General features: G+C 71.4%; 19 protein-coding genes. 2 read left to right on the top strand and 17 right to left on the bottom strand.

Features of this window, described 5'->3' with window-relative positions:
• Window positions 1–199 precede the first annotated feature (199 nt).
• The 13 genes from ispG to MMF93_RS24695 all read right to left on the bottom strand — a co-directional run bounded on the left by ispG (window position 200) and on the right by MMF93_RS24695 (window position 18,202).
• Window positions 200–1,357 (bottom strand): flavodoxin-dependent (E)-4-hydroxy-3-methylbut-2-enyl-diphosphate synthase, encoded by a 1,158-nt coding sequence (gene ispG, locus MMF93_RS24755; protein WP_242754897.1) that lies wholly within the window; start codon window positions 1,355–1,357, stop codon window positions 200–202.
• A gap of 170 nt (window positions 1,358–1,527) precedes the next feature.
• A complete protein-coding gene (locus MMF93_RS24750; RefSeq protein WP_242754895.1) occupies window positions 1,528–2,832 on the bottom strand; it encodes a M50 family metallopeptidase in 1,305 nt (434 codons plus the stop codon).
• Window positions 2,829–4,094, bottom strand: coding sequence for a 1-deoxy-D-xylulose-5-phosphate reductoisomerase (dxr, locus tag MMF93_RS24745; protein ID WP_242754893.1), 1,266 nt, complete (start codon window positions 4,092–4,094; stop codon window positions 2,829–2,831). The genes MMF93_RS24750 and dxr overlap by 4 nt, the downstream gene beginning before the upstream one ends.
• Before the next feature lie 386 nt (window positions 4,095–4,480).
• A complete protein-coding gene (locus MMF93_RS24740; protein WP_242757756.1) occupies window positions 4,481–6,451 on the bottom strand; it encodes an acyl-CoA dehydrogenase family protein in 1,971 nt (656 codons plus the stop codon).
• A gap of 231 nt (window positions 6,452–6,682) precedes the next feature.
• Window positions 6,683–7,387, bottom strand: a complete 705-nt coding sequence (locus MMF93_RS24735) for a response regulator (RefSeq protein WP_242754891.1) — start codon at window positions 7,385–7,387, stop codon at window positions 6,683–6,685.
• 31 nt (window positions 7,388–7,418) lie between these two features.
• Window positions 7,419–8,651 carry a sensor histidine kinase gene (locus MMF93_RS24730; RefSeq protein WP_242754889.1) on the bottom strand — a complete coding sequence of 411 codons (1,233 nt, stop codon included), beginning with the start codon at window positions 8,649–8,651 and terminating at the stop codon, window positions 7,419–7,421.
• Window positions 8,652–8,967: 316 nt separating this feature from the next.
• A complete protein-coding gene (locus MMF93_RS24725) occupies window positions 8,968–9,114 on the bottom strand; it encodes a hypothetical protein (RefSeq protein WP_242754887.1) in 147 nt (48 codons plus the stop codon).
• 141 nt (window positions 9,115–9,255) lie between these two features.
• Complete coding sequence (locus MMF93_RS24720) at window positions 9,256–10,023, bottom strand: metallophosphoesterase (protein ID WP_242754885.1); 768 nt, start codon at window positions 10,021–10,023, stop codon at window positions 9,256–9,258.
• Between the two features lie 112 nt (window positions 10,024–10,135).
• Window positions 10,136–11,044, bottom strand: a complete 909-nt coding sequence (locus tag MMF93_RS24715; RefSeq protein WP_242754883.1) for a phosphotriesterase family protein — start codon at window positions 11,042–11,044, stop codon at window positions 10,136–10,138.
• A 188-nt stretch (window positions 11,045–11,232) separates the two neighbouring features.
• The gene (locus tag MMF93_RS24710) at window positions 11,233–11,859 is read right to left on the bottom strand and encodes a TetR/AcrR family transcriptional regulator (protein WP_242754881.1); all 627 of its coding nucleotides are present in this window, start codon (window positions 11,857–11,859) and stop codon (window positions 11,233–11,235) included.
• Window positions 11,860–12,040: 181 nt separating this feature from the next.
• Window positions 12,041–13,495 (bottom strand): aldehyde dehydrogenase family protein, encoded by a 1,455-nt coding sequence (locus MMF93_RS24705; RefSeq protein WP_242754879.1) that lies wholly within the window; start codon window positions 13,493–13,495, stop codon window positions 12,041–12,043.
• 219 nt (window positions 13,496–13,714) lie between these two features.
• Window positions 13,715–15,895: a PucR family transcriptional regulator gene (locus tag MMF93_RS24700; RefSeq protein ID WP_242754877.1), complete on the bottom strand. Its 2,181-nt coding sequence runs from the start codon at window positions 15,893–15,895 to the stop codon at window positions 13,715–13,717.
• A 258-nt stretch (window positions 15,896–16,153) separates the two neighbouring features.
• Complete coding sequence (locus MMF93_RS24695) at window positions 16,154–18,202, bottom strand: type IV secretory system conjugative DNA transfer family protein (RefSeq protein ID WP_242754875.1); 2,049 nt, start codon at window positions 18,200–18,202, stop codon at window positions 16,154–16,156.
• Window positions 18,203–18,762: 560 nt separating this feature from the next.
• Here MMF93_RS24695 and gabT point away from each other — a divergent pair.
• Together gabT and MMF93_RS24685 are read left to right on the top strand one after the other, a co-directional pair.
• Window positions 18,763–20,112: a 4-aminobutyrate--2-oxoglutarate transaminase gene (gene gabT, locus MMF93_RS24690; protein ID WP_242757755.1), complete on the top strand. Its 1,350-nt coding sequence runs from the start codon at window positions 18,763–18,765 to the stop codon at window positions 20,110–20,112.
• Between the two features lie 583 nt (window positions 20,113–20,695).
• The gene (locus tag MMF93_RS24685; RefSeq protein WP_242754873.1) at window positions 20,696–21,397 is read left to right on the top strand and encodes a phosphatase PAP2 family protein; all 702 of its coding nucleotides are present in this window, start codon (window positions 20,696–20,698) and stop codon (window positions 21,395–21,397) included.
• Between the two features lie 126 nt (window positions 21,398–21,523).
• Here MMF93_RS24685 and MMF93_RS24680 read toward each other — a convergent pair whose 3' ends face one another.
• From MMF93_RS24680 to MMF93_RS24665, 4 genes are all read right to left on the bottom strand, one after another.
• Window positions 21,524–22,948 (bottom strand): NAD(P)/FAD-dependent oxidoreductase, encoded by a 1,425-nt coding sequence (locus tag MMF93_RS24680; protein ID WP_242754871.1) that lies wholly within the window; start codon window positions 22,946–22,948, stop codon window positions 21,524–21,526.
• Between the two features lie 96 nt (window positions 22,949–23,044).
• Window positions 23,045–23,920, bottom strand: coding sequence for an ABC transporter permease (locus tag MMF93_RS24675; RefSeq protein WP_423835511.1), 876 nt, complete (start codon window positions 23,918–23,920; stop codon window positions 23,045–23,047).
• A complete protein-coding gene (locus MMF93_RS24670; RefSeq protein WP_423835510.1) occupies window positions 23,920–24,891 on the bottom strand; it encodes an ABC transporter permease in 972 nt (323 codons plus the stop codon). Before MMF93_RS24670 ends, MMF93_RS24675 begins: the two co-directional genes overlap by 1 nt.
• Window positions 24,888–26,186, bottom strand: a complete 1,299-nt coding sequence (locus MMF93_RS24665; protein WP_242754869.1) for an ABC transporter ATP-binding protein — start codon at window positions 26,184–26,186, stop codon at window positions 24,888–24,890. The genes MMF93_RS24670 and MMF93_RS24665 overlap by 4 nt, the downstream gene beginning before the upstream one ends.
• Between the last annotated feature and the right edge of the window lie 30 nt (window positions 26,187–26,216).

Here is a 26,216-nt window from a genome sequence, read left to right as displayed (position 1 = left end):
GAGGGAGCGTGCGGGCGGGTCGTGCGGCCGGAGCGGACGGACGGAGCCTGCGGGCGCGGGTTTGGGGCGGGCTCGGGGCGGCCACCGTCCGACGACGGTCTACGCCGCCGTCACAGGAGGCCGTCCCGCGCGACGCGGGCCGGCCCGCCGGGGCCACGCCCGGACGAGCCGGCCCGCGGGAGGCACGCCGGGGCTCCGTTCAGCCTGCCGTGGTCACCACGGGCTCGCCGGAGGTGACGCCGTCCTTCTCCATCTGCTCGGCGATCTTCATGGCCTCGTCGATGAGCGTCTCGACGATCTTCGCCTCGGGGACCGTCTTGATGACCTCGCCCTTGACGAAGATCTGCCCCTTGCCGTTGCCGGAGGCCACGCCCAGGTCGGCCTCGCGCGCCTCGCCCGGACCGTTGACGACACAGCCCATGACGGCGACCCGCAGCGGGACGTCCATGCCCTCAAGACCGGCGGTGACCTCGTCGGCCAGCTTGTAGACGTCCACCTGGGCACGTCCGCAGGACGGGCAGGAGACGATCTCCAGGCCGCGCTGGCGCAGCCCCAGGGACTCCAGGATCTGGATGCCGACCTTGACCTCCTCGGCCGGCGGTGCCGAGAGGGAGACGCGGATCGTGTCGCCGATCCCCTCGGACAGCAGCGCGCCGAAGGCGACGGCCGACTTGATGGTGCCCTGGAAGGCCGGACCCGCCTCGGTGACACCCAGGTGCAGCGGGTAGTCGCAGCGCTGGGCCAGCAGCCGGTAGGCGTTGACCATGACGACGGGGTCGTTGTGCTTGACCGAGATCTTGATGTCCCGGAAGCCGTGCTCTTCGAACAGCGAGCACTCCCACAGCGCGGACTCGACCAGCGCCTCCGGGGTGGCCTTGCCGTACTTCTCCAGGAGCCGCTTGTCCAGGGAGCCCGCGTTGACGCCGATCCTGATGGGCGTGCCCGACGCGGAGGCGGCGTGGGCGATCTCCTTGACCTTGTCGTCGAACTGCTTGATGTTGCCGGGGTTGACGCGGACGGCGGCACATCCCGCGTCGATCGCCTGGAAGACGTACTTGGGCTGGAAGTGGATGTCGGCGATCACGGGGATCTGCGACTTGCGGGCGATCGTGGCCAGCGCGTCGGCGTCGTCCTGAGTGGGACACGCCACGCGGACGATCTGGCAGCCGGAGGCGGTCAGCTCCGCGATCTGCTGCAGCGTCGAACCGATGTCCGAGGTGCGGGTCGTGGTCATGGACTGCACGGACACGGGCGCGTCTCCGCCGACGGCGACCGTTCCTACCTGGATCTTCCGGCTGACCCTGCGGTCGGCGAGCTTGGCCGGAACGTCCGGCATTCCGAGCGAAATCGCTGTCATCAGCGTGCAACCCCAACGGTGTCGTTCAAGTCCCGGGTTCGGCGGGCTCCAGGCCTCCGAGATTACGGCACGGGCGACCCGCCGGGCACATCGTTCCCCGGAAAAAGCCGCATAAGGTGACGCCCGCACAGGAATCGTACGGGCGTCACGGTGGGCGAACGCACATCCGGCTATCCGGTGAGTCTGACCGGATTCACCACGTCGGCCACCAGCACCAGAAGGGTGAAGCAGAGGAAGACCCCGGCCACCACGTAGGCGATCGGCATCAGCTTGGCGACGTCGAACGGACCCGGGTCGGGGCGCCGGAAGACCCTGGCGACATTCCTGCGCAGCGACTCCCACAGCGCCCCCGCGATGTGCCCGCCGTCCAGCGGCAGCAGCGGCAGCATGTTGAACAGGAACAGGCTCAGGTTGAACCCCGCCACCAGCAGCAGCATCGTCGCCACCCGCTGGCTCGGCGGGATGTCGAGCGAGAAGACCTCGCCACCCACCCGGGCGGCACCCACCACGCCCATCGGCGAGTCCTGCTTGCGCTCCCCGCCGTCGAACGCCGCGTTCCACAGGTCGGGCACCTTGCCCGGCAGGTCGATCAGCGCGTGGACGCCGTTGACCATCATGTCGCCCATCCGGTCCACGGCCTGCGGGAACGACTGCTGCACGACGCCGCTGGCCGGGGTGAAGCCGAGGAAGCCCGCCGTGACGTACTCGTCGGGCACGTAGCCGCCGTTGCCGTCGGTCTTGGCGACCTTGTTCTCGATCAGGTCGGCGCGCAGCGTACGCCGGTCGCCGTCCCGCTCGACGGTGAGCGTGGCGGGGCCCGTGGTGTCCCGGATCCGCTGCTGCAGGCCGTCCCAGTCCTCGACGGGCCTGCCGTCGAAGGAGACGATCGTGTCGCCCGGCCGCAGCCCCGCCGCCTTGGCCGGGGAGTCCTTCGCCGAACCGGGGCACTTGTCCGTCTGCGCCGAGGCGGGGATCACACAGTCGGACACCGTGGAGACCGTGGTCGTCTGGGTGTTGATCCCGAAGGTCATCAGCACCGTCAGGAAGATCACCACGGCCAGGATCAGGTTCTGGAACGGCCCGGCGAACATCACCACGACGCGCTTCCACGGCTTGCGCGTGTAGAGCATCCGGTGCTCGTCGCCGGGCTTGAGCTCCTCGTACGCCGCCGCGCGCGCGTCCTCGATCATCCCGCGGAACGGCGAGGTGGAGCGCTGGCGCACCGCCCCGTCGTCCCCCGGCGGGAACATGCCGATCATGCGGATGTAGCCGCCGAGGGGCACCGCCTTGACGCCGTACTCCGTCTCGCCCTTGCGCTTGGACCAGATCGTGGGCCCGAAGCCCACCATGAACTGCGGAACCCGGACGCCGAACATCTTGGCCGTCGAGAAGTGCCCCAGCTCGTGCCAGGCGATGGAGAAGAGCAGGCCGACGACGAAGACGACTATGCCGAGGATGGTCATGAGCGCCGTCATGCGCGAGCCTCCGCTGGTGCTGTGGCGGGCCGTGCCGCCAGTTCACGGGCGCGGGCGCGCGCCCAGGTCTCTGCGGCGAGGACATCGGGAAGGGTCAGACCGGTTCCGTCCGGGGTGCCGTGCTCCTCCACCACAGCCGCAACCGTATCCACGATGCCTGTGAACGGCAGCCTTCCCGCGAGAAACGCCTCGACGCACTCCTCGTTCGCCGCGTTGAAGACGGCCGGGGCCGTGCCACCCGTCGCGCCCACGTGGCAGGCCAGCGGGACAGCGGGGAACGCCTGCGTGTCCAGCGGGTAGAAGTCCCAGGACATCGCCTCGGTCCAGGAGAAGACCGGGCCTGCCTCGGGAACCCGCTCCGGCCAGCCCAGGCCCAGCGCGATCGGCAGCCGCATGTCCGGAGGGCCGCACTGCGCGAGCGTCGAACCGTCGGTGAACTCCACCATCGAGTGGACGGCCGACTGGGGGTGCACCACCACCTGGATGCGTGCGAACGGAATGTCGTAGAGCAGGTGCGCCTCGATGACCTCGAGGCCCTTGTTGACCAGGGTCGCGGAGTTGATGGTGATGACCGGGCCCATGTCCCACGTCGGATGGGCCATCGCCTCCTCGGGCGTCACGTCCGCCAGCTGGGCCCTGCTCCGCCCCCGGAACGGCCCTCCCGACGCGGTGACCAGCAGCTTGCGCACCTCCGCGCGGCTACCGCCCATCAGCGCCTGGAACAGCGCCGAGTGCTCCGAGTCGACCGGCACGATCTGCCCCGGCCTGGCGACCGCCCGCACCAGGGGACCCCCGACGATGAGCGACTCCTTGTTGGCCAGCGCCAGCACCCGCCCGGCCTCCAGCGCCGCCAGCGTCGGCGCCAGACCGATGGACCCCGTGATGCCGTTGAGCACCGTGTGACAGTCCGAGGCGGCCAGCTCGGTCGCGGCGTCGGGACCCGCCAGCACCTCGGGCAACGGCTCCCCCGCCCCGTAGGCCGCACGGAGCGCCTCCCGCAGCACGGGCAGCGCCTCCTCACGGGCCACCGCGACGGTGCGGACGCCGAGTTGGCGCGCCTGCCGGGCCAGCAACTCCGCCCGGCCGCCGGACGCGGCCAACGCGGTGACCCGGAACCGGCCGGGATTCTTCAGCACCACGTCGACGGCCTGGGTGCCGATCGAACCCGTCGAGCCGAGGATCACGATGTCGCGCGGTGCGGTGCCCGCTTCCGGTGCGGCGCCGGGGTAACGCAGATGCGGGTCAGCGAGGGAGTCGGTCATGCCCCTATTGTGTCCGCTCCGTGAGCCGGCCAGGACAGCGCACCGGGGTACGCCGCCTCCGGTTTACCCGACGACAGGCGCACCCGGGGGCGCGCGGCCCGCCACCCCCGCCCCCACCGGTCCCGCCCGCAGGGCCCGGCACGCCCCAGTACGGTCGCGGCCGTGCCGTCGAGCGCACACCCGGGCCCTACGAGGAGCAGGTGGAGCGCGTGCTGGCGGAGCACCGGCCCGCGACCGTAGGCAGGCGGCGGCCCTGTGCCGTCGCCTGGTCGGGAGACGCCCTGTCCCGACTGCGGGAACATCTGTACGGCCCGCTGGGGCCGGCGCCGCCGCGCAGGCCACCTTGCGCAGGCCACGCTGTGCAGGACGCCCCCTGGCGCGCACGCTCAGCGGATACGTCGGTGGACGTTCTCCTTCGTGGACGGCCCAGGGACCGCCTCCGCGATCCACGGGCCGTCGGTCGAGGGGTCGATGACGCCTTCCTCCAGCCAGGTGTAGGAGCCGCCGAGGACTTCGCGGACGACCTTGCGGTCGAGGTCGTCGGTGTTGGCCCACAGGCGGCCGAACAGCTCGTCGACGCGGATGCGGGACTGGCGGCAGAACGCGTCCGCGAGCTGGTAGGCGGCCTGTCCCTCGGCACCGTCGGTGCCGTCGCGCCGCAGCTTCTCCGCGCGGACGCAGGCGGCGCTCATCGCGAACAGCTCGGCACCGATGTCCACGATGCGCCCGAGGAAGCCCTGTTTGGTCTCCATCCGGCCCTGCCAGCGCGACATCGCGTAGAAGGTGGAGCGGGCGAGCTTGCGTGCGGTGCGCTCGACGTGGCGCAGATGCGGGGCGAGCGTGCCGAACTCGGCGTAGGCGCCTGGCAGCCGGCCCGGGCCCGCGACGAGGCGGGGCAGCCACTTGGCGTAGAAGGTGCCCGCTGTGACGGCTGCCTTGCGCTTGTCGGCCAACGTCTTGTCCGGGTCGATGAGGTCGCCGGCGACCGACAGGTGGGCGTCCACGGCCTCGCGGGCGATCAGCAGGTGCATGATCTCCGTCGAGCCCTCGAAGATGCGGTTGATGCGCAGGTCGCGCAGAAGCTGTTCGGCGGGGACACCGCGTTCGCCGCGGGCGGCGAGGGACGCGGCGGTCTCGAAGCCGCGCCCGCCGCGGATCTGGACCAGCTCGTCGGCCATCTTCCAGGCCATCTCGCTGCCGTAGAGCTTGGCGAGCGCGGCCTCGATGCGGATGTCGTTGCGCTCCTCGTCGGCCATCTGCGAGGACAGGTCGAGCACGGCCTCCAGCGCGAACGTCGTCGCGGCGATGAAGGAGATCTTGCCGCCGACGGCCTCGTGCTCGGCGACCGGCCTGCCCCACTGGACGCGTTCGCGGGACCACTGGCGGGCGACGCGCAGGCACCATTTGCCCGCACCGACGCAGGTGGCGGGCAGGGAGAGACGGCCGGTGTTGAGCGTGGTGAGCGCGATCTTGAGCCCCGCACCCTCGGGGCCGATGCGGTTGGCCGCGGGGACGCGCACCCGGTGGAAGCGCGTGACACCGTTCTCGATGCCGCGCAGCCCCATGAAGGCGTTCCGGTTCTCCACGGTGATGCCCTCGGAGCCGGCCTCGACGACGAACGCGGTGATGCCTCCCCTGTGCCCCGCGGCGCGGCGCGGGTCGTCGGCGGCGGGCTCGGGCACGCGTGCCATGACGACGAGGAGGTCGGCGATCACCCCGTTGGTGGTCCACAGCTTCACCCCGTCGAGCAGGTAGCCTTCCTCGCCCCCTGCCTCCTGGGAACCGGAGGCGCCACCGGTGTCGGGGACGGCGGTGGTCGCCAGCCGTGCGGGGTCGGAGCCCACGTCGGGTTCGGTCAGCAGGAACGCGGAGATGTCGCTGCGGGCGCAGCGCGGCAGGAAGGCGTCCTTCTGCTCCTGGCTGCCGAACATCTTCACGGGCTGCGGTACGCCGATGGACTGGTGCGCGGACAGCAGCGCGCCCACAGCCGGGCTGGCGGAGCTGACCAGGGCGAGCGCCTTGTTGTAGTACACCTGGGTCAGTCCGAGCCCGCCGTACTCGGTGCCGGCCTTCATGCCGAGCGCCCCGAGCTCCTTCAGGCCGGTGATCACCTCGTCCGGGATCCTGGACTCACGTTCGATCAGCGGCCCGTCGACCGTCGTCTCGACGAAGTCGCGCAGCCTGGCCAGGAATCCCTCGCCCCGCGCGATGTCCTCGGCCGCCGGTTCCGGGTGCGGGTGGAGAAGATCGAGGCGGAAGCGGCCGAGGAACAGTTCCTTGGCGAAGCTGGGCTTGCGCCAGTCCTTCTCCCTGGCCGCCTCGGCGACTTCGCGGGCTTCGCGTTCGGAGACGGTCATCTCGCTCACCTCGAAGAAGTGTGGGAGGCGGTTCGCGGTCCGTGACGGTGGTGGTGCCCGGCAGGCGCCCTCGGGGCGGACGCGGTCACATCCTGCTCGGTCGTGTGTACCCGATTCGTCCCGCCCCTACCATCCACCGCGCACACGGTGCCGACGGAACCGGCCCACCGTCCTCACTCCGGGTGCCTCACCGAAGGGTGCTCCACGCGCCGCTCCGGACCAGGGGCTGCGCTACGCGCCCGCTCCGGCCGGATGGGTTCCGCCCGCGTGGCCGCCGCCCGGGGTGACCAGACCGGATTCGTACGCCAGAACGACGGCCTGGGCGCGGCTGCCCAGGTCGAGCTTGGCCATGGTGCGGTTGAGATGCGTCTTGACCGTGGATTCGCTGATGACCAGGGTTTCGGCGATCTCGGGGTTGGAGAGGCCGCCCGCGACCAGCCGGAGCACGTCCACCTCCCTGCCGGTGAGCGCCTCGAGGGTCTCGGGAGGCGGCGCGCTCTGGTCCACGGCCGGCGCGTACGCCTCGATCAGCCGGCGCGTGACGCTCGGGGAGAAGAGCGTGTCCCCCTCCGCGACCGCGGCGACGGCGGCCAGCAGTCGCTGCGGCCCGGTGTCCTTGAGCAGGAAACCGCACGCCCCGGCGCGCAGCGCCGCGTAGACGTACTCGTCGAGGTCGAACGTGGTCAGCACCAGGATGCGGGGGCGAGGCTCGCCGCTCGCCTCCAGGATGCGTTCAGTGGCGGTGATACCGCTGGTGCCGGGCATCCGGATGTCCATGAGGATGACGTCCGGACGGTGTTCCGCGGCCAAGCTGACCGCCTCGTCCCCGTCGGACGCCTCGCCGACGACCTCCATACCGGGCGCCGCCCGCAGCAGGGCGGCGACCCCCGCCCGGATGAGCACCTGGTCGTCGACGACGAGAACCCTGGTCGTCACCGTGTTCGTCCCCCCTGCGCTGTCAGGGCTCTCAGGCGGGAAGGAGCAGTCGCACCTCGAAACCGCCGCTCGCCCGGGGCCCGGCCTCCAACCGGCCCCCGTAGATCCTTGCGCGCTCCCGCATCCCAATCAAGCCGTGCCCGCTGGGAGGGGGCGAACCCAGCCCTGGCGGCACGGGCGTCCGACGGCCGTCGTTCGTGACGGTCACGGCCAACTGGCGGGGCTCGTAGCCGACGGTGACGTAAGCCTGGGCGGGGTAGGCGTGTTTGAGGACGTTGGTGAGCGCTTCCTGGACGACGCGGTAGGCGCACTGGCCGAGACCGGGCGCCAGATCACGGGGCTCGCCGGTGACCGTGACGCGCACGGCGATGCCCGCCCCGCGCACGCGCTCCGCCAGCTCGGGCAGTTGGTCGAGCCCGGGCGCGGGGCCGAACGCGGCGTCCGCGTCACCACGCTCGACGAGCCGCGCGTCACCGCCGTCGAGACGGTCGCCCTCCTCGACGCGCAACACCGCCAGCAGTCGCCGCAGTTCGGCCAGGGCCTCTTTGGAGGTGTCGGAGATGGTGCCGAGGGCGCCTCGCGCGGTCCGCGGATCGGAGTCGAAGACGTATCCGGCCAGGCCCGCCTGGACGGATATCACCGACATGTGGTGCGCCACCACGTCGTGCAGCTCCCGGGCGATGCGGACCCGCTCCTCGGCGACGGCACGGCGCTCGGCCCCGGCCCGTTCACGGCGCAGCTGCCCGGTGAGGTCCGCCAGTTCGACGTTGCGCTGTGCCGACTTGCGCGCGAGGTGCCCGAACCCGCAGATGACGCTGGTGTAGAGCAGACTCTGCCCGAGCACGGTGGCCCACGCACTCTCGTGGCCCGTCGTCCCCGCGAAGTTCCACACCCCGGCCAGCAGCAGCGCGCACGGGAGCGCCGACCGCAGCGGGCGGGAGGAGGCGACGGTGTACAGCGCGAGGAGCGGTCCCAGGGTGTTGACGACGGGCCAGTAGTCCAGGGCGACGTACACGGTCCAGACCGCGAGGACACCGAGGCACAGAATGACCGGATTCCGCCGCCGGAAGGCGAGCGGCAGATTCACCGCACAGGTCAGCAGGGTGCCCACCGTGTCAAGACCTGACCAGCCCACCGGGGTGCGGTCGTGGCCCAGCAGGAGGCTGACGGCCGTGATGGCGAGCGCGATGGCACCGTCGTAGGCCCACGCCGGTACGCGTTCGGCCGCGCGGCGCAGCTGGGTCCAGGCCGTCGTGCTCAGCATCGTCGCAGCGTAGCCACCCCCGCGGACGGCCAACATCCACCGGACGCGCTGTGTGGGCGGCACGCCTCATACCGCGCTGGTACGACGTCTGAGCGCCGGCTACCGCAGAAGGACAGGTTCCACTTACCGCCGTACGGTGATGACCTGACGGGCGCTACCCGCGTACCTTCTGGTTCCAGGAAGAGCGCCACGTCCCGGGGGTGGGGGGAGTGAGGCCGCGGTCAGGGGGAGGCCGCGTCCGCTGAGAGCCCCAGGGACGTGGCGCTGTTCGCTGTGCGGACGTGTCACTCGGCGCTGTGTGTGCGGACGCGCCGCTTCACGGTGTCGCGTCGTCCGGCGGCGTGTAGTGACCGGTCAGCATCAGGACGAGGATCACGAGCAACAGCAGCAGGGCGACGCCCGCCACGGCGGTCGTCAGGGTGCGGCCGACGTGCCGTCGCTGCCACTGTTCACGCAAGGACATCGATCCCCACCTCCCCTGTGGATGCGGTCACCTCGCACGCGAGTACTGCGGAACTGCGTTCCCCTGCGCACTGTCGAGCACTGTAACCGGGCTGCCGGGAGGGAGGGCCGGTCCAGGGCCCTTACCGGACGGAGCAGCCGGTCACGGTACGACGCGGAAGTGAGTGGTGAGCCTTCCCTCGTCGTCGTACACGTGGAAGGCGATCAGGGGCGGCAGCTCATGGTCGAGAGGGCCGTCGTCCTCACCCTCCCAGGGCATCCTGAGCGTCGAGACCACCCCCGGTGCGGCCACCAACGGCAGCCCGGCGAACGTGGTGACCGCGGGAGTGTGGCTGTGCCCGCACAACAGACCGGCGACGTTGCCGTGCCGGCCGACGACCTCGGCGAGACGCTCCTCGCCGAACTGCCGGATGGGATCGACGTACTGGCCGTGCAGCGGGACGGGCGGATGGTGGAAGCAGACGAAGGCGGGCTTGTCGTCCGGCGCCGCGGTCAGCTCCGCGTCGAGCCAGGCGAGCGTCGTGTCGTCGAGGTAGCCGTGCCCCTTGCCGGGCACGCTGGAGTCGCACATCAGGAGCGTCGCGCCGAGCAGGTGGTGTGCCTGGTTGACGGGCGAGGCGTCGGCCCCGTCCCCGCCCAGCAGGACGGAGCGGTACGGGCCGCGCACGTCGTGGTTGCCCGGACAGATGAGCGGCAGGACCCCGTGCTCGGCGAACAGCTTGGCCGCCAGCCGGTACTCGCCCTCCGTCCCGTGGTCGGCGATGTCCCCGGTGAGCAGCACGGCGTCCAACTCGCCCGGAAGGCCGGCGAGACAGGCCAGCACCCGTTCGGCACGAGCCCGCGCCCGCTCCCCCTCGTCCCCCCGGTCCTGACCGAGATGGATGTCACTGATCTGCGCAAAGACGAGCATGAGGGTCTCCCGGCTGGTCGGATCGTTTCGGGTCGGTGAGGGTCCGTATGCGTGCGTTCCCGGTCTGACGGGGGGGCATCGCCGGCAGCCAGTGCCGGTCAGAGGGTGGGGCTCAGCTCTTCCAGTCGACGGCGAAAGCCTCCGCCGGGTTGTCGACGAAGATGCGTCGGGCGAGACCCTCGCCCAATTCGCGCTCCACACGCGGCCGCAGCACGCGACTCACCTGCGGTACGCCGCCCTCGGCCCGCGCCGCCGCCGTGACCGTGTCGCCTCCCAGCAGCAGGCGGTCGCCGTGTCCGCGCTCCGCCAGGTCCGCGAGGCTGTCGAACAGCCGCCAGTCCGTTGCGTGATGCGCACGTGAGGGACCGTCGAACACCAGCCAGGCCCCGGAGCGCGCCGCCTCCCGCTGCATCCGGAGGTCCGGACACCGGCCCAGATGCCCCAGCAGCACACGGGACGGCGGCACGTCCAGCCGCTCGCACAGGAGGCTGAGGACCTCCGCCGCACCCGTGCCCAGCTCCAGATGCACGGCGATCGGGGCGCCGGTCGCGTGGTGGGCCTCGGCTGCCGCCGTCAGCGTCCGCCGCGCGTGCGGACCGAGCCCGTGGAAGTCCCCTGCGACCTTGATCAGTCCTGCTCTCGGTGCCGCGCCGCAGACGCTCCCGCGCACCCCCACGGTCAGCTCCTGAACGAAGAGCTCAGCCAGGTCGGCAGGGGGCTCCTCGGCGTAGTGGACGGCCTGGTGCAGCCCCGTCGCCGCGACCAGCCGGACACCTGTGCGGCGGGCCAGTTCCGCCAGCGCACCGGTGTGACGGCCCATCCCGAAGGGCGTCCACTGCACGAGGCTCTGCCCACCGTGCGCGGCGAACTCGCGCAGTTGCCGCTCCGCGGCTTCGGCGTCCATCAGCTCCTGGCCGGGCAGCCGCGGGCTGCGCAGAAAGAGGTGGTCGTGGCTGTCACAGACACCCAGCTCGGCTGCGGGCAGGTCCCCGAGGACGGTTCGGACGGCGGGAGTGCCCACGCTGCCGGGTGACGGGACGGTGCCCTCTCGACTGCCGCGCGACGGGTCAGTGCCCTCCGCGTCGCCGGGCGACGGGGCGGTGCCCTCCGCGTCACCGGATGGCGGCGTGGCCCCGGGGACGGCTGGTTTCCCACCCTCCGGGCTTGCGTCCTCGCGGCTCCCGCCCTGGGACGCCCCGCAGTCGGGCGTCACGACGCGGCACCCGTAACTGCGCCCGTGACAGCGCCCGCAGTAGCGCCTGTTCCGGTCGCGTGCGCGTCCAGAAGCGCCAGCAGGCCGTCCGTCGCCTCATGGAACGGCTCGGGTGCGCCGGCCGAACGCGCGAGCACGTATCCCCCCTGGACGACGGCGACGATCGCGGCGGCCACCCCTGCTGGGTCCAGGGCAGGACCGAACTCCCCGTTACCGCGCCCCTCTTCGAGGACTTCGGCCAGCCGGGTCCGCAGCCAGGCGAAGGTCTGGCTGAGCGGCGCGCGCAGCTCCGGGTCGGCGACCACGTCCGGGTCCTGGGCCAGTCCGCCGAGCCGGCAGCCGCGCAGCACCTCGCGTTCCCGCCGCAGATACCCCGCAACGCGCGCGCGTGCGCTCCCCTCGCGGGCCAGTTCCGCGTCCGCGAGCGTCCGCAGCTCCTCCGCGCTTCTGCGCACCGCCGCCCGTGCCAGGTCGGGCTTGCCGCCGAAGTGGTGGTACATGCTGCCCTGGCCCGCCCCGGCCCGCTGCTGGATGGCGCGCGGGCTGGTGCCCACGTAGCCGCGCTCCCACAGGAGTTCCTGGGTGGCCTCGATCAGCTTCCTGGCCGTGTCCGTACCGCTCATGGGGACACTCTAGACCACCGTACATACTAGTAGGTACGGAACGTGCCCCGTGCGTCCGCCCACCGGAGAGGGAGGGAAGGCGACAAGTGCGCGGAGGGGCGAGCGGTCCTGCTACCGGTACGCCACTGCCGGGCGCCCTGGGGTGGGCGCCCGGCAGTGGCGCGGAAGAGCCGGCCGGTGTTCAGAGATCGAGGCCGGTGAGCACCATGACGCGCTCGTAGGTGTAGTCCTCCATCGCGAAGCGCACACCCTCACGGCCCACACCGGAGTCCTTGACGCCTCCGTACGGCATCTGGTCGGCACGGTAGGACGGCACGTCCCCCACGACGACGCCGCCGACCTCCAGGTTCCGGTGCGCACGGAAGGCGGCCTGCACGTCATGCGTGAACAGACCGGCCTGCAGGCCGTACCTGGAGTCGTTGACCGCCGCGAACGCCTCCTTCTCGCCGTCCACCTTCACGAACGACATGACGGGCCCGAAGACCTCCTCGCAGCCGATCTGGGTGTCCGAAGGGACGTTCTCCAGGACGGTCGGCTCGACGCTGGCACCGTCCCGCTTGCCGCCCGTGAGCACCTTCGCACCGCGGGAGACGGCCTCGCCCACCCACGACTCGACACGGCGCGCCGCCTCCTCGCTCACCAGCGGGCCGACATCCGTCGACTCGTCCGCGGGGTCGCCGGTGTTGAGCGCCTCGACCGCGGCCACGACCTTGGGCACCAGACGGTCGTACACGGACGCGTCGGCGACCACCCGCTGCACCGAGATGCAGGACTGCCCCGCCTGGTAGTTGGAGAAGGTGGCGATGCGCTGCGCCGCCCAGTCGAGGTCGGCCTCGGAGGAGTAGTCGGCGAGGACGACAGCGGCGCCGTTGCCGCCCAGCTCCAGCGTGACCCGCTTGCGCGGCGCCGAGTCGAGGATGGACCAGCCGACCGGCGCGGAACCCGTGAACGAGATGATCGGCAGCCGCTCGTCCTGCACCAGGCCCGGCATCTGATCGTTCGGCACCGGCAGCACCGACCACGACCCGGCGGGCAGGTCCGTCTCGGCCAGCAGCTCACCCAGCAGCAGACCCGACAGCGGCGTGGCGGGCGCCGGCTTGAGAAGGATCGGCGTGCCGACGGCGATCGCCGGGGCCACCTTGTGGGCGCACAGGTTCAGCGGGAAGTTGAACGGCGCGATCCCCAGCACGGGGCCGTAGGGGAAGCGGCGCGTGAAGGCGAGCCGGCCCGTGCCGCCCGCGTCCGAGTCGAGGCGCTGGGCCTCGCCTCCGTTGAAACGGCGCGCCTCCTCGGCGGCCCAGCGGAAGACGGACACGCAACGGCCGACCTCACCGCGCGCCCACTTCATCGGCTTGCCGTTCTCGGCGGAGATCAACTCGGCGATCTCGTCCGCACGCTCCTCCAGGCGGCGCGTGACATGGTCGAGCGCGGCGGCCCTGACGTGGGCGGGCGTCGCGGAGAACTCGTCGGCGACCGCGACAGCGGCGGCCACGGCCTCCTCCACCTGCTCTGCGGTGGGAATGCTGACGGCGCCGACGTGCCTGCCGTCCCACGGCGAGGTGACATCGAGCGTGCGCTCGCCGGTGGCCTTGCGGCCGGCGAGCCAGAATGCGTGAGGAGAATTCGCTGTCGTCACTGCGGATCGCCTTCCGGATGCGGATGAGTGGCTCGGTTTCCGCGTCCACCGTAGGCCGTGCGAGCCCGACCGCTACTTGTCCGGAACGTAGCACTCGTGCGGCGGCGCGCTACGCATTGTCCCAGTGCCGAGCGTCCCGCACGGCGTGCCTTGTGCGGAGCCGGGTGTCCCGCACGAAGGTCGCTCACCTGGAGAGGACGGAGAGGGTTCGGAGCCCGCTCAGCTGGTGGCTTTGAGAGCCAGCCACAGCTCCATGCGGACATCAGGATCATCCAGCGAACGCGCCAGGATCTCCTCCACTCGGCGCATGCGATAGCGCAGGGTGTGCCGGTGCACGCCCAGCTCCGCCGCGGCAGCGTCCCACTGCCCGTGCCGCGAGAGCCAGGCCCGCAGCGAGGCGACCAGATCACCCCTGCCGTTCGCGTCGTGCTCCCGCAGCGCCCGCAGCAACCCGTCCGCGAAGGCTCGCACGGCGTCGTCGGCGAGCAGCGGCAGTACGGACCCCGCAGCCACATCCTCGTGCTCGACGAGCGGCACGCCACGCCGCCTGGCGACGGACAGCGCCTGGTCGGCCTGCTTGAACGCGACGGCGGCGGCCGGCAGACCCGCGGGCGCGGACACGCCGATCGACAGCCCCTCCTCGGCTCCCCCCTCGGGCCGCCGCCCCGGCTGGGCGGCATCGGCCGTCGCGGCGAACTCGGCGCACGCGGCCACCGCGGCCCCTCCGTCCGACGCCAGCACCACCAGCCGCGCCCCGTCGGGCACCACGAGCACGGACTCTCCGTTGCGTGCGGCCGCCGTCTCGATCGTGTCGGCGAGCTCTTCCAGCGGCCAGACGATCTGCCCCAGCCGCCCCGCGTCGGAGCCGTCGGCCTGCGGGCCGCCCCCCGGGGCGACCACCACGGCGGGCGCCGTGGCCGCGACGGGGCCGCGTGCGTGCGTGGGGCCGTGTGCGTGCGTGGGACCGGGAGCAGAGGGCATCTCGGCGGCGGTCTCGCTGGCGGCGGACTTCTTGCCGAGGGACTCCTTGGCGGACTGAGCCGCCGTCGAGGACGCGGGCCTCCCCTTGGCCGCGGAGGAGGCGGAAGGAGCCGTCTTCGGGGCGGGGACCCGCTTCGCGGCCGGCACCTTGGCCTCTCTCGGCCCGGCAGACGCCTTGGCCTCTCTCGGCCCGGAGACGGTGGGCGCACCGCCGGAGAAGCCTGCCAGGTCGGTCAGGCCGCAGGGCTCGCCCGCGCGGGCGAGGTAGCCGGTGAGAAGGGGGGTGGACGCCTGCACCGCGGCTGTCGCCGCAGAGGTGCGCGGGCTGACGGTAGCGGCACCCGATCCCGCGCGGGGCACCCCGACTGGACGCGTGTAATGCCCGGAAAGGCCAGAGAAATCCGAGCTGTCCGAAGCATCGGAATGGGCCGCCGCGATGCTCTCCTGCGCGTACCGCGCGGCGGCAGCGGAGGCGGGCTCCGCGACGATCACCCGCATCGGAGCGTCCAGCAAACCCCCGTAGAGCTGTCCCGCCACCGCACGGGCGTGATCACCCTCGCCCACGAGCAGCATCTTCAGCACCGCGGCCCCCAGCCGCTGCTCCGCCTCCTGCAGGGCGCGGGAACGCTCCATGGTGAGCGTCAGCAAGGCGATCGCCGAGTTCACGGCGTAGCGCTCCGCCGTCCCCAACGGAGCCGCCGTCCCCACCGCCAGTACGGCCTTGGCTCGTCTGCCGCTGCCGACCGACTGGAGTTCGACGCGGTCGTCACCACTGTCCGCCTCGCTGACGACCGCGCTGGCCGGCGTCGGCCTGTCCCGCAGCCGTTCGGCGTCGCCCACGAAACGCGCCGCGCGCCGCACCGCCCACGCGGGTGCCGTCGCGACGACGGTGCCGGACGCGTCGTAGAGCGCCGCCCACCCGTCGACCTGCGAAGCCAGCCGGGCGAGCAGTGCGGAAGGCCCCTCGCGCGAGAGCGCGGCCCTGGTCATCTCGCGCTGCGCGTCGAAGCCTGCCGTCACGGCCCGGTACTGCTCCGCCGCGATGTCCGCCGAGACGGCCTTGCTGATCGCGATGAACGGAGTGCGCCGCGGCACTTCGAGCAGCGGCAGATCCGCGCTCCGGCACGCCTCGACGAGCGGCCCCGGCACCCCGTCGTAGTTGACCCCGGCGGCGAAGCCGAGACCGACCACACCCTTGCCGACGAGCTTGTGCACGTAGGCGCCCATCACCTCGGGATCGTCCGCGTCCAGCTTGAGGCCCGTGAAGAGTATGAGCTCGCCGCCGTCCATGTACGGCGTCGGATCCGCGAGCTCACTGGCGTGCGCCCACCGCACGGACGCGTCCAGCCGGTCGTGCCCCGCGAGCACGGAGAGACGGAGCGCGGAGTTCTGGACGAGCGTGGCAAGAGTCGGTGGCATAACGCATTTCACCGTACAGGCGTCCGCCGCCGTTCGGTCATTCACTCGATCGGCCGGGGTCCGCCGGGTTTGAGCCCGGCGCCCGGTCCGGGTTCCCTCGTCTTCCTCCGGCTCCCGAGCAGCCCTTGGCTCCTCCTGGACTCGTCCCTCGGCACCTTTCAGCCAATTGCAGCCAATCTTCGGCTGCTTTTCGGCTGCTTTTCGGCTGTTTCTCGACTCTTGCCGACACTTTCCCGGCTCGAGGTCCGCAGCGGCCGGTCACTCCCCCAGCTTGGTGAGGATCGGCGGGGTGCGCTCACCGCGCACCGTGGTGAAAGAGAGAACGGCGTGCTCGGGCTGCAGCTCGTTGGCCAGATCGGACGCCGACCACCGCTCCCGCTGCTCACTACGCACAGTGACCGATTCGGCCGTCACGTGCTTCCCTGTCGCCAGCCGCCTGACCGCGTGCAGCATCCGCGTGACCGGCTCGTCCGAGACGAGCTGCCGATTGGTCACCGTGCGGGTCTGCACCCACTCCGTACCCCACACCTCGGCAAACCGCTCCGCGTCCCACGGAGTGACCCCCGCACACACCATCCGGCATCCGACCGCGCCCAGCAAAGGGCCGCGCAGCGGCTCGGGGACATCGTCCAGCGCACGCAGCGTGAGCAGCACGCCGGCGTGCGCCGAGCGCAGCCGCTGAAGCCCGCGCAACGCCTGAGGCGTGACGGTCTGCGCCGCGTCGTCCAGCACCAGGCAGGTGAACAGCGACTGGTCGGCCCGCGCCACGGCACACTCGGTGAACTGCGCCAGCACCAGCCGCGCCAGGATGCGCGACGCCTCCGCGTGCCCGCGCTCGGGCAGATCCACGCGAACCCTGAGCGGATGCTCCAGGGCCCGCAGCGAGAAGGGGCGCCGCCCCTCCGCCCTGGGGCTGCCCTCGGGCAGGAAGAAATGCGCGAAGGCCGGCCTGTCCAACAGAGCGATACGGTCGGCAAGCAGCGCGGCCACGTCCCCCGCACGCCCGGACTGACGCTCGAAGGCGTCCAGCTCACGCAACTGGGCACTCTGCCCCTGGGTGCGCAGGGCCTCCCGCAGCGCGTCGAGCGCGCCCGGAGCACCGTCCAGCAACTCACGCAGCTCCGGCACCGCGGGGAAACGCCGGTGCACCGCCGCGAACGGGCCGATGAGCTGCGCCAACGCCGTGGCCGCCCGACGGCTGTCCCCGCCGGGCAACGCCGCAGCCAGGTCGCCCACCAGCGCCTCGGCCAGCATGCCTGCGGCCTCGTCCGGGTCCGTCGTGCCCCCGTACGGGTCCAGGTCGTGGGTGGAGTCCGGGTGCCCCAGCCGCACGACGAGATCGAAGGATTCGTCGTGCACGAAGTGGGAGCCCGCGGGGCTCACCGCGATCACCGCGGCCTGCCCCGCCAACGCCTGCAGACAGAGCGACTCCACCACGGGCCGGGCCAGCTTCGTCGTCTTGCCCGTCCCCGGTGGCCCGACAGCCAGCGCCGACGTCCCCAACAGCGAGGGGTCAAGCGCCACACCCGCCCCGCGGTACTCGTGCGGATTGCGCTCCGTGTCGGCGGCCCTGCCGATCCGCACCTGCCGCACCGACAGATCATGCCGCGCGGCCCTCACAGGGAGATCCCGAGCGCCCGAGGGGTGCCGACAGGCGCCCGCCCCCTCGCTGACCACACCGTCCACGAACGCCGGCAAGCGCTGCGGGCGCGCGCGCACCGTCTGCCACGCCCGGTCGATGCGGGCGTGGTCGACGTCCGTCATCCTCCCTGCCCGCAACTCCGCCGCCAGCCGCTCGGCGGCCTCCCCGGCCCCACCCGACCGCAGCTCGGGCCACTCGACGGGGTCCAGGTGGGGAGGGGGGGTGGGAGCGGGTTCGGTGACGCGGTCGGGGGTGACGCCGCCCGGGTCATCACCGCCTGTCCGCATCCGGGCAAGCCCACGACGGACCAGTTCGTCCCATCGTCCGATACGGCCGAAGAACACGATGAGGGCGATTGCCACGAGGGTGTAGTAGCTGTACGCGAGGTATTTCCGGCCCGAGCCGACAGAGTCCGGCGTCATCGCGTAGAGAGGCCAGAGCCAGAACTGTCCCAGATACCCGTTCCACAGCAACGACCACAGCAGCCAGCCCATCAGGAACGAGACGAGCGCGCCGCTGACGAGTTGCCGGGCGGGGATGCGGTCGGGGTCTTCCGGTGGGCGCGGTTGGTAACCGCAGCGCCACACGCCGGGCAGGGCGTCAGGGCGGGGCAGCCGAAGCCAGTCGGCGAGCGGGGGCGCGGACTGCGGTGTGCCCGATGGCATGGGAGGTGGTACCGCCTCCACCCCGTGTGTGCCGGCCGCGCCCCTGTTGGCACCGGCCGCGTCGCCCGTTGCGGGCGGTGCGGTGGGTGGCGGCGGCGCGGGGCGTGCGGGAGGCACGCCGGGGGGAGTCGCGGTGCCGGCGGATGGGGACTCGGTTTGGGAGGGCGGCGCGTAGCGCGGTGACGGCTCCTGCCATGGGTGAGCGGAGCCGTCCGGACTGCCCGAGCCCTGCTTCCGGTGGGGAAGCCCCATGTCCATGTGCTGCCTCAGCTCCCTGACGCCCCGACGTGTCGACCTGGTGGGGCCGACACCCTCCTGCCTCCAATCTAGCGGCCGCCCACCTCAGTTGGTCCACGCCCGCACCAGCAGGGCGGGTCGTTGGGTGCGCGGGGTCACCCGGGGCGGCCGCGTCTGGCTCGCCACCCGCACCCGCCTATGTCCGTGGTGGCCAACCGACGCAACACACTTCTCCGCAGCGGAGCATGTGTCGGTCACGCACGTGCCCCTAGCCTGCGAGGTACGAGACCCCCGTTTCTCCCGAGGAGTGCGTTATGACCGCAATGACTGAACTGTCCGGAGGGCCCACCCTCCCCCAGGAGCGGCGTGTCGTCACCGCCATTCCCGGGCCGAAGTCGCAGGAGCTGATGGCGCGCAAGCAGGCCTCGGTCGCCAGTGGCGTCGGGACGGTGCTGCCGGTCTTCGCGCGGCGTGCGGGCGGCGGTGTCCTGGAGGACGTGGACGGGAACTCGTTCATCGACCTCGGGTCCGGCATCGCCGTGACCTCGGTCGGCAACAGCGCGGAAGCGGTGGTGCGCCGCGCGACGGAGCAGCTCAACGCCTTCACGCACACCTGTGCGATGGTCGCACCGTACGAGCCGTACGTGCGGGTCTGTGAGGAGCTGGCCGCGCTCACGCCCGGGGACCACGCGAAGAAGAGCGCGCTGTTCAACTCGGGCGCGGAAGCGGTCGAGAACGCCGTGAAGGTCGCCCGTGCGCACACCGGGCGTCAGGCGGTCGTCGTCTTCGACCACGGCTACCACGGCCGGACCAACCTGACGATGGCCCTCACGTCCAAGAACATGCCGTACAAGCACAGCTTCGGCCCGTTCGCGCCCGAGGTGTACCGCGTCCCGGTCGCCTACCCCTACCGCTGGCTGACCGGCCCGGAGAACTGCGCCGAAGAGGCGGCGGCCCAGGCCATCGACCAGATCACCAAGCAGATCGGCGCCGACAACGTCGCGGCGATCATCATCGAACCGGTACTGGGCGAGGGCGGCTTCATCGTCCCGGCGAAGGGTTTCCTTCCGCGCATCCAGCAGTACGCGCGGGAGAACGGCATCGTCTTCGTGGCGGACGAGATCCAGTCGGGCTTCTGCCGCACAGGCCAGTGGTTCGCCTGTGAGGACGAAGGGCTGGTCCCGGACCTGATCACCACGGCCAAGGGCATCGCGGGCGGCCTGCCGCTGGCGGCCGTCACCGGGCGCGCCGAGATCATGGACTCCGCGCACAGCGGCGGGCTCGGCGGCACCTACGGCGGCAACCCGGTGGCGTGCGCGGCGGCGATCGGTTCGATCGAGACGATGCGTGAGCTCGATCTGCCTGCCAAGGCCCGCCGCATCGAAGAGATCATGAAGCCGCGCCTGGAAAAGATCGCGGAGCAGTCCGGCATCATCGGCGAGGTGCGCGGGCGCGGTGCGATGCTCGCCATCGAACTGGTGAAGCCCGGCGGCAAGGAGCCCAACCCGGAGGCCACCGCGGCGCTCGCCAAGGCGTGCCACCAGCAGGGGCTGCTCGTCCTGACGACCGGTACGTACGGCAACGTGGTGCGTTTCCTGCCGCCGCTCGTCATCGGTGAGGACCTGCTCAACGAGGGCCTCGACGTCCTGGAGGACGCGCTCTCGGGCCTGTGAGAGCCGACGGGGCTCGGTGACCCACCCACCGGAAGTGCGGGCGCTCGCTCAGGCGCCCGCACTTCCGCGTTCCCGCACGTCCGCTCTCCCGTACTTCCCCTTTCCCCCGCTTCCACGTTGCCGTACGTCCGTACGTCCGTACGGACGTACGTCCGCTCTCCCGCGCCTCCGCGTGGCCGCGCTCGAGTCCCCCCGTGTCCACGTTCCCGGCCACCCGGGCCCCCAGTAACGTGATGTCTCAGCGGCAGGCGCCGAAGCGTTCCGCCGTGCCCGTTGTGGGCGTTGACCAGCAGGGGAGCGGTGCGGGTGAAGAATGTGTGCGGGGCCGATGTCCGGTGCGTGTCCCGTCTGTCGGGTCACGCTCGTCTGCCGTACGGTCTTCCGTGTTGCCGGGATACGGGGAGGAACCACCCCGGTGCCCTGGCCCGAGCCCGTCTTTCCCCGAGACCGGCCCGGTCGTGCCCTCGCGCACGAATCTCCTCGATCGGATGACGGCTTGTCCCACACCCCCCGGGACCTGCGCGAGCCCGGTCGAGACGGCCGCCCCGGAATCCCCCCGGTTCCTGGGCGGCCCAACACGTCGATGACCGCCGCCACCCGCTCCCCTTCCGCCCATCCCGTGCTGCGGTCGATTGCTTGCCTGCTGTGCGGTGCTCTCTTCGCGCTGTGCACCTGGCAGGTACTCGCCCGCGGGCAGCTGTTCCGCTGGGACGAGGAGTTGAGTGACGGTATGCGGGCGGCAGCTCCGCCCCGGGCGGCGGCCGAGCTGCTGTCGGACATCGGCAACATGACGGTGGCTTTGCCGGTGCTCGCTGCCGCCATGGTTCTCGCGCTCTGGCTCACCCGCGGCCGGGGCTGGCGGCCGGTGCTCTGCTATGCCTCGGCCATGGTCGTCATGGCGCTGATCGTCGCGGGGGTGAAGAGCTGGACGGACCGCACAGGGCCCATGGGCGGCGGCGGTTTCTACCCTTCGGGGCATGCCGCCACCACCACGGTGGCTCTCGGTGGAGCACTGCTTCTCGTGGCCGCTTGGCTCTCCCGCGCGCTCCTGGTCGTGGCGTGGGCGGGTGTCGTGGTGCTCTCCCTGGGCAACGGGCTGGGGCTGGTGTGGCGGGGCTACCACTGGCCGCTGGACGTGGCGGCCAGTTGGTGCCTCAGCGTGCTGCTGCTCTGCTCGGCCGCCGCACTGGCCCGCCGTGGGCCCCCTCGTACGTCGCGTCGAACGCCTCGCCGTGCATCCCCTCCTGCCGCTTCTTCCCCTCCCCCGTCGGACTCCTCGGCCTGAGCCGTCCTTGGCCGGCGCTTGCGTGGTCGGTGCCCGCGTGGTCGGTGCTTGCGTGGTCGGTGCCTGAGTGGTCGATGCCCGCGTGGTCGGTGCCTGCGTGGCCCGCGTTTGCGTGGTCGGCGGGCGTCAGCTGTCGAAGCCCATGCCGACCTTGTCCATGGCTTTCAGCCACAGGTTGCGTCGTCCCGCCTGGGCGTCCGAGCGGGCCAGCGACCACTGGGTGATGCCGATGCCGGCCCAGCGCACCGGTTCGGGCGGGAAGGGCAGTGGCTTCTTGCGGACCATGTCCAGCGCGGTGCGCTCGGTGCGCCGGCCGGCGAGCAGGTCGAGCATGACCTCGGCGCCGAAGCGGGTAGCGCCGACACCGAGCCCCGTGTAGCCGAGCGCGTAGCTGACGCGCCCCTCCATGGCGGTGCCGAAGAAGGGCGAGAAGCGTGAACAGGTGTCGATGGCGCCGCCCCAACGGTGGCTGAAACGCAGGCCCTCCAGCTGGGGGAAGCAGCGGAAGAAGTGCTGGGCGAGCTTGGCGAACGTCTCGGGGCGCTGGTGGTACTCCCGGGAGATGCGGCTCCCGTAGTGGTACAGCACGTCGTAGCCGCCCCACAGGATGCGCTTGTCCGGGGTGATGCGGAAGTAGTGGAAGTGGTTGGCGCTGTCTCCGAGGCCCTGGCGGTTGTGCCAGCCGAGGGCGGCGTGCTGCTCGTCGCTGAGCGGTTCCGTCATCAGGGCGTAGTCGTAGACGGGGACGACGAAAGGCCGTACCCGGCGCAGCAGGGAGGGAAACGCGTTGGTGGCGAGAGCGACGTGCCGTGCGCGGACACGCCCGTAGGGGGTGGCGACGGCCACCTCGGCCCCGCGGGTGCCCAGCCGGGTGGCGGGCGTGTGTTCGTAGACGCGGACGCCCGCCTGTTCGCAGGCGCGCTTGAGGCCCCAGGCCATGCGCGCGGGGTTGAGCATGGCGACACCGGTGCGGTCCCACAGGCCCGCCAGGAAGGTGGGCGAGTCGACTTCGGCGCGTAGGGCGCTCTCGTCCAGGAAGGTCAGCCCCTCCCCCACGCCGCGTTCCCGGGCCTCGTGTGCCCACTCCTCCAGTTCGGCCACCTGGTGGGGCTCGGTGGCCACGCTGATCTCGCCCGTGCGTTCGAAGTCGCAGTCGAGGCCGTAGCGCGCGACGGCTTCCTCGATGGCGTCGAGGTTGCGCTGTCCCAGCCGCTCCAGCTGGGCGATCTCGTCGGGCCACCGGGAGAGCCCGTTGCCGAATCCGTGGGTGAGGGAGGCCGCGCAGAAGCCACCGTTGCGCCCCGAGGCGGCCCAGCCGACCTCCTCGCTCTCCACGAGCACCACGTCGCGCCGCGGGTCGCGCTCCTTGGCGAGCAGTGCCGTCCACAGACCGCTGTAGCCGCCGCCGACGACGAGCAGGTCGCAGCGTTCCTCACCCACGAGGGCGGGGCGCACGGTCGGGCGGTGTGCGGGGTCGTCCAGCCAGAACGGCACGGGCTGGGCGTCGGCGAGAGAGCGGAGGGCAGCTGGAGAGGCCACGGCATCGCTCACGGTTATCGGCTCCTTGTTCTCATACACGAGTGCGAGCCCAGCGACTGCGGAGCTCGCCACGGCGAGCGGGCTTCGGCTCGCCGTGGAGGCGCGGTCTCAGGACTTCTTGCGCCGGTTCGCCACGATCTGGCCGCCGAGCACGAGCGCGACCGCCAGGACGAACATCGCGGAGCCGATGACGTTCACCTGCACCGGCACACCGCGCTGCGCGGCGCCCCACACGAACATGGGGAAGGTGACCGTCGAGGGGCCCGCGTTGAACTGGGTGATGATGAAGTCGTCGAAGGAGAGCGCGAAGCTGAGCATGGCCCCCGCGGCGATTCCGGGTGCCGCCAGCGGCAGCGTGACGCGCCAGAACGTCTGGAGGGGACCGGCGTACAGGTCGCGTGCGGCTTCCTCAAGCCGCGGGTCCATGCTCATCACCCGTGCCTTGACCGCGACGACGACGAAGCTGAGGCAGAACATGACGTGCGCGATGAGAATGGTCAGGAAGCCGAACTCGATGCGCATGTTGAGGAACAGGGTCCCGAGGGACGCGGCCATCACGACTTCGGGCATGGCCATCGGCAGGAAGATCAGCGCGTTGGCGGTGCTCTTGCCGCGGAAGCGGTAGCGGGCCAGCGCGAAGGCGGCGAAGGTACCGAACGCGGTGGCGATCAGCGTGGCGAGCACCGCGATGCGGAGGCTGAGCCCGAGTGAGCCGCACAGGTTGGCGACCCCGCACGGGTCCGTCCAGGCGTCCGTGGAGAAGGCCTGCCAGGCGTAGTTGAACCGTCCTGCGGGCTTGTTGAAGGAGAACAGCAGGACGACCAGGTTCGGCAGCAGCAGGTACGCCAGCGCGGCGCACCCGGCCAGGACGACGGCGTTCCGGCGCAGCCAGCGCAGCGGCGCGCCCAGCGGCCGCGAGGCAGCGGACCCGGAGGGGGACGGGGCAGCGGCCCCGGGGGCGGGCGGGGCGGTGGACGTCGGCATCAGACCAGTTCCTCCGTTCCCGCCTTGCGCATGTAGACGCTGACCATGATCAGGATGAGGGCCATCAGGAGGAAGGACATCGCTGCCGCCGTCGGATAGTCCAGGACGTTGAGGAACTGCTTCTGAATGGCGTTGCCGACCATCTGTTCGTTCGGAGAGCCCAGGAGCTGGGCGTTGATGTAGTCGCCCGAGGCAGGGATGAAGGTGAGCAGGGTGCCCGCCACCACACCGGGCAGCGAGAGCGGGAACGTCACCTTCCTGAAGGTGGTGGCCGGCGTGGCGTACAGGTCGCGGGCGGCCTCGTGCAGCGAGGTGTCGATCCGCTCCAGCGAGCTGTAGAGCGGCAGGATCATGAACGGGAGGAAGTTGTAGGTGAGCCCGCAGACGACCGCGAGGGGGGTGGCGAGCAGCCGTTCGTCACCGGTCAGCCCCAGCCAGCTCGTCACGTCGAGCACATGGAGGGAGCTGAGGGCGCCGACGACGGGGCCGCCGTCGGACAGGATCGTCTTCCACGCCAGGGTGCGGATGAGGAAGCTGGTGAAGAACGGCGCGATCACCATCACCAGCACCAGGTTGCGCCACCGTCCGGCCCTGAAGGCGATCATGTAGGCGAGCGGATAGCCGATCGCCAGGCAGAGGACCGTGGCGGTGGCCGCGTAGCCGAACGAACGGAGGAAGTGTTCGCCGTAGGCGGCCAGCGCGTCGCTGTAGTTGGAGAACTGCCAGGTGACCCGGAAGCCCTCCTCCAAAGAGCCGCTCTGGACCGACGTGGAGGCCTGGTAGAAGAGCGGCGCGACGAAGAAGACGGCGAGCCACAGCCCGGCGGGCAGCAGCAGCCAGTACGGGGCCAGCCTGCGCCCTGGCCGCCGGCCCGAGCCGGGTCCCGGCCCCGCACCGTCGCCCGGGCCCGCGCCGCCCTCCGCCGCCGACGGCGTCTCGGGGGTGCCCGCAAGGGGCGCCAGGGCCGTCACAGGACCTCCTCGCCCGCTGCCGCGTCCTGGGCCGCGTCCAGGGCGAAGGTGTGGGCCGGGCGCCAGTGCAGCACGACGTCGGCTCCGGCGGTGAGCCTGGCGTCGCGCTCCACGTTCTGCTCGTAGACCGTGAGGTCGGAGCACGCGGGGGTCTCCACCAGGTACTGCCAGGACACTCCGAGGTAGCCGGCGTCCTTGATGCGGCCGGTGAGCTGGTTGTCGCTCACTGGGACGGATTCCGCCTCGCTCGGATGAAGGAGGGCGATCTTCTCCGGCCGTACGCCGACGAGTATCTTCGTGCCCTTCTCGACGCCCTCAGCGCTCTCGGCACTCTCGACGGCGCAGCGGCTCGTGGGGAGCCGAAGCGTGACGTCGGCGCCGGCCACCTTGACCTGAGTCTCGCCGGGGACCTCCCCAGCTGACGTTCCCTCCAGCACCTCAGCTGTCCCAGCGCCCGCTGATGTCTCGGCTCTCTTCGGTGCTTCACCCTCCGCCGACGTCCCCGCCTCCACCGGCGTCTCCCCCTTCTCGGCCGCCTCGGCGCGCGGACCGAGGGTGCTCTGGTGGGAGAGGATCTCGGCTTCGAACAGGTTCGAGGTGCCCAGGAAGTTGGCGACGAAGGTGGAGCGCGGGTTCTCGTACAGCTCGGCGGGTGGGCCGAGCTGCTCGACGCGGCCCCGGTACATCACGGCGACGCTGTCGGCCATGGTCATGGCCTCTTCCTGGTCGTGGGTGACGTGCACGAAGGTGATGCCGACCTCCGTCTGGATGCGCTTGAGTTCGAGCTGCATCTGGCGGCGCAGCTTGAGGTCGAGCGCCCCCAGTGGTTCGTCGAGGAGCAGGACGCGCGGCCGGTTGATCAGCGCACGGGCGAGGGCCACGCGCTGTTGCTGGCCGCCGGAGAGCTGCCGTGGCGTGCGCCGGGCCATGTCGCCCAGCTGCACCAGGTCGAGTATTTCCGCCACCTTTTCGCGCACGGACTTCACCCCGCGGCGGCGCAGCCCGAAGGCCACGTTCTCGGCTATGTCGAGGTGCGGGAAGAGCGCGTAGTTCTGGAAGACGGTGTTGACGGGACGCTTGTGCGGGGGCAGATGCGTGATGTCGTCGTCGCCCAGCAGGACTGTGCCGCCGGTCGGCTCCTCCAGACCGGCGAGCATGCGGAGGGTGGTGGTCTTGCCGCAGCCGGAGGCGCCGAGGAGGGCGAAGAAGGAGCCTTCGGGGATGGTGAGGTCGAGCGGGTGGACGGCGGTGAAGTCGCCGAACGTCTTACTGATACCGGAAAGAGTGATGGTCATGGCCGGTCCTCGGAGGAGGGGCTGATCCCG

The sequence above is a fragment of the Streptomyces tubbatahanensis genome, assembly GCF_022699385.1.
GTDB classification, from domain to species: Bacteria; Actinomycetota; Actinomycetes; order Streptomycetales; family Streptomycetaceae; genus Streptomyces; species Streptomyces diacarni.
Note: the sequence above shows the minus strand (reverse complement) of the source record. Positions and strands in the feature narration are given on the sequence as shown.

Coding starts and splice junctions, on each gene's coding strand:
- MMF93_RS24750 (WP_242754895.1), bottom strand. CDS start 2,832: ATGACGGCGCTCATGACCATCCTCGGCATAGTCGTCTTCGTCGTCGGC.
- MMF93_RS24720 (WP_242754885.1), bottom strand. CDS start 10,023: ATGCTCGTCTTTGCGCAGATCAGTGACATCCATCTCGGTCAGGACCGG.
- gabT (WP_242757755.1), top strand. CDS start 18,763: ATGACTGAACTGTCCGGAGGGCCCACCCTCCCCCAGGAGCGGCGTGTC.
- MMF93_RS24725 (WP_242754887.1), bottom strand. CDS start 9,114: ATGTCCTTGCGTGAACAGTGGCAGCGACGGCACGTCGGCCGCACCCTG.
- MMF93_RS24730 (WP_242754889.1), bottom strand. CDS start 8,651: ATGCTGAGCACGACGGCCTGGACCCAGCTGCGCCGCGCGGCCGAACGC.
- ispG (WP_242754897.1), bottom strand. CDS start 1,357: ATGACAGCGATTTCGCTCGGAATGCCGGACGTTCCGGCCAAGCTCGCC.
- dxr (WP_242754893.1), bottom strand. CDS start 4,094: ATGACCGACTCCCTCGCTGACCCGCATCTGCGTTACCCCGGCGCCGCA.
- MMF93_RS24685 (WP_242754873.1), top strand. CDS start 20,696: ATGACCGCCGCCACCCGCTCCCCTTCCGCCCATCCCGTGCTGCGGTCG.
- MMF93_RS24665 (WP_242754869.1), bottom strand. CDS start 26,186: ATGACCATCACTCTTTCCGGTATCAGTAAGACGTTCGGCGACTTCACC.
- MMF93_RS24700 (WP_242754877.1), bottom strand. CDS start 15,895: ATGCCACCGACTCTTGCCACGCTCGTCCAGAACTCCGCGCTCCGTCTC.
- MMF93_RS24675 (WP_423835511.1), bottom strand. CDS start 23,920: ATGCCGACGTCCACCGCCCCGCCCGCCCCCGGGGCCGCTGCCCCGTCC.
- MMF93_RS24710 (WP_242754881.1), bottom strand. CDS start 11,859: ATGAGCGGTACGGACACGGCCAGGAAGCTGATCGAGGCCACCCAGGAA.
- MMF93_RS24695 (WP_242754875.1), bottom strand. CDS start 18,202: ATGCCATCGGGCACACCGCAGTCCGCGCCCCCGCTCGCCGACTGGCTT.
- MMF93_RS24740 (WP_242757756.1), bottom strand. CDS start 6,451: ATGACCGTCTCCGAACGCGAAGCCCGCGAAGTCGCCGAGGCGGCCAGG.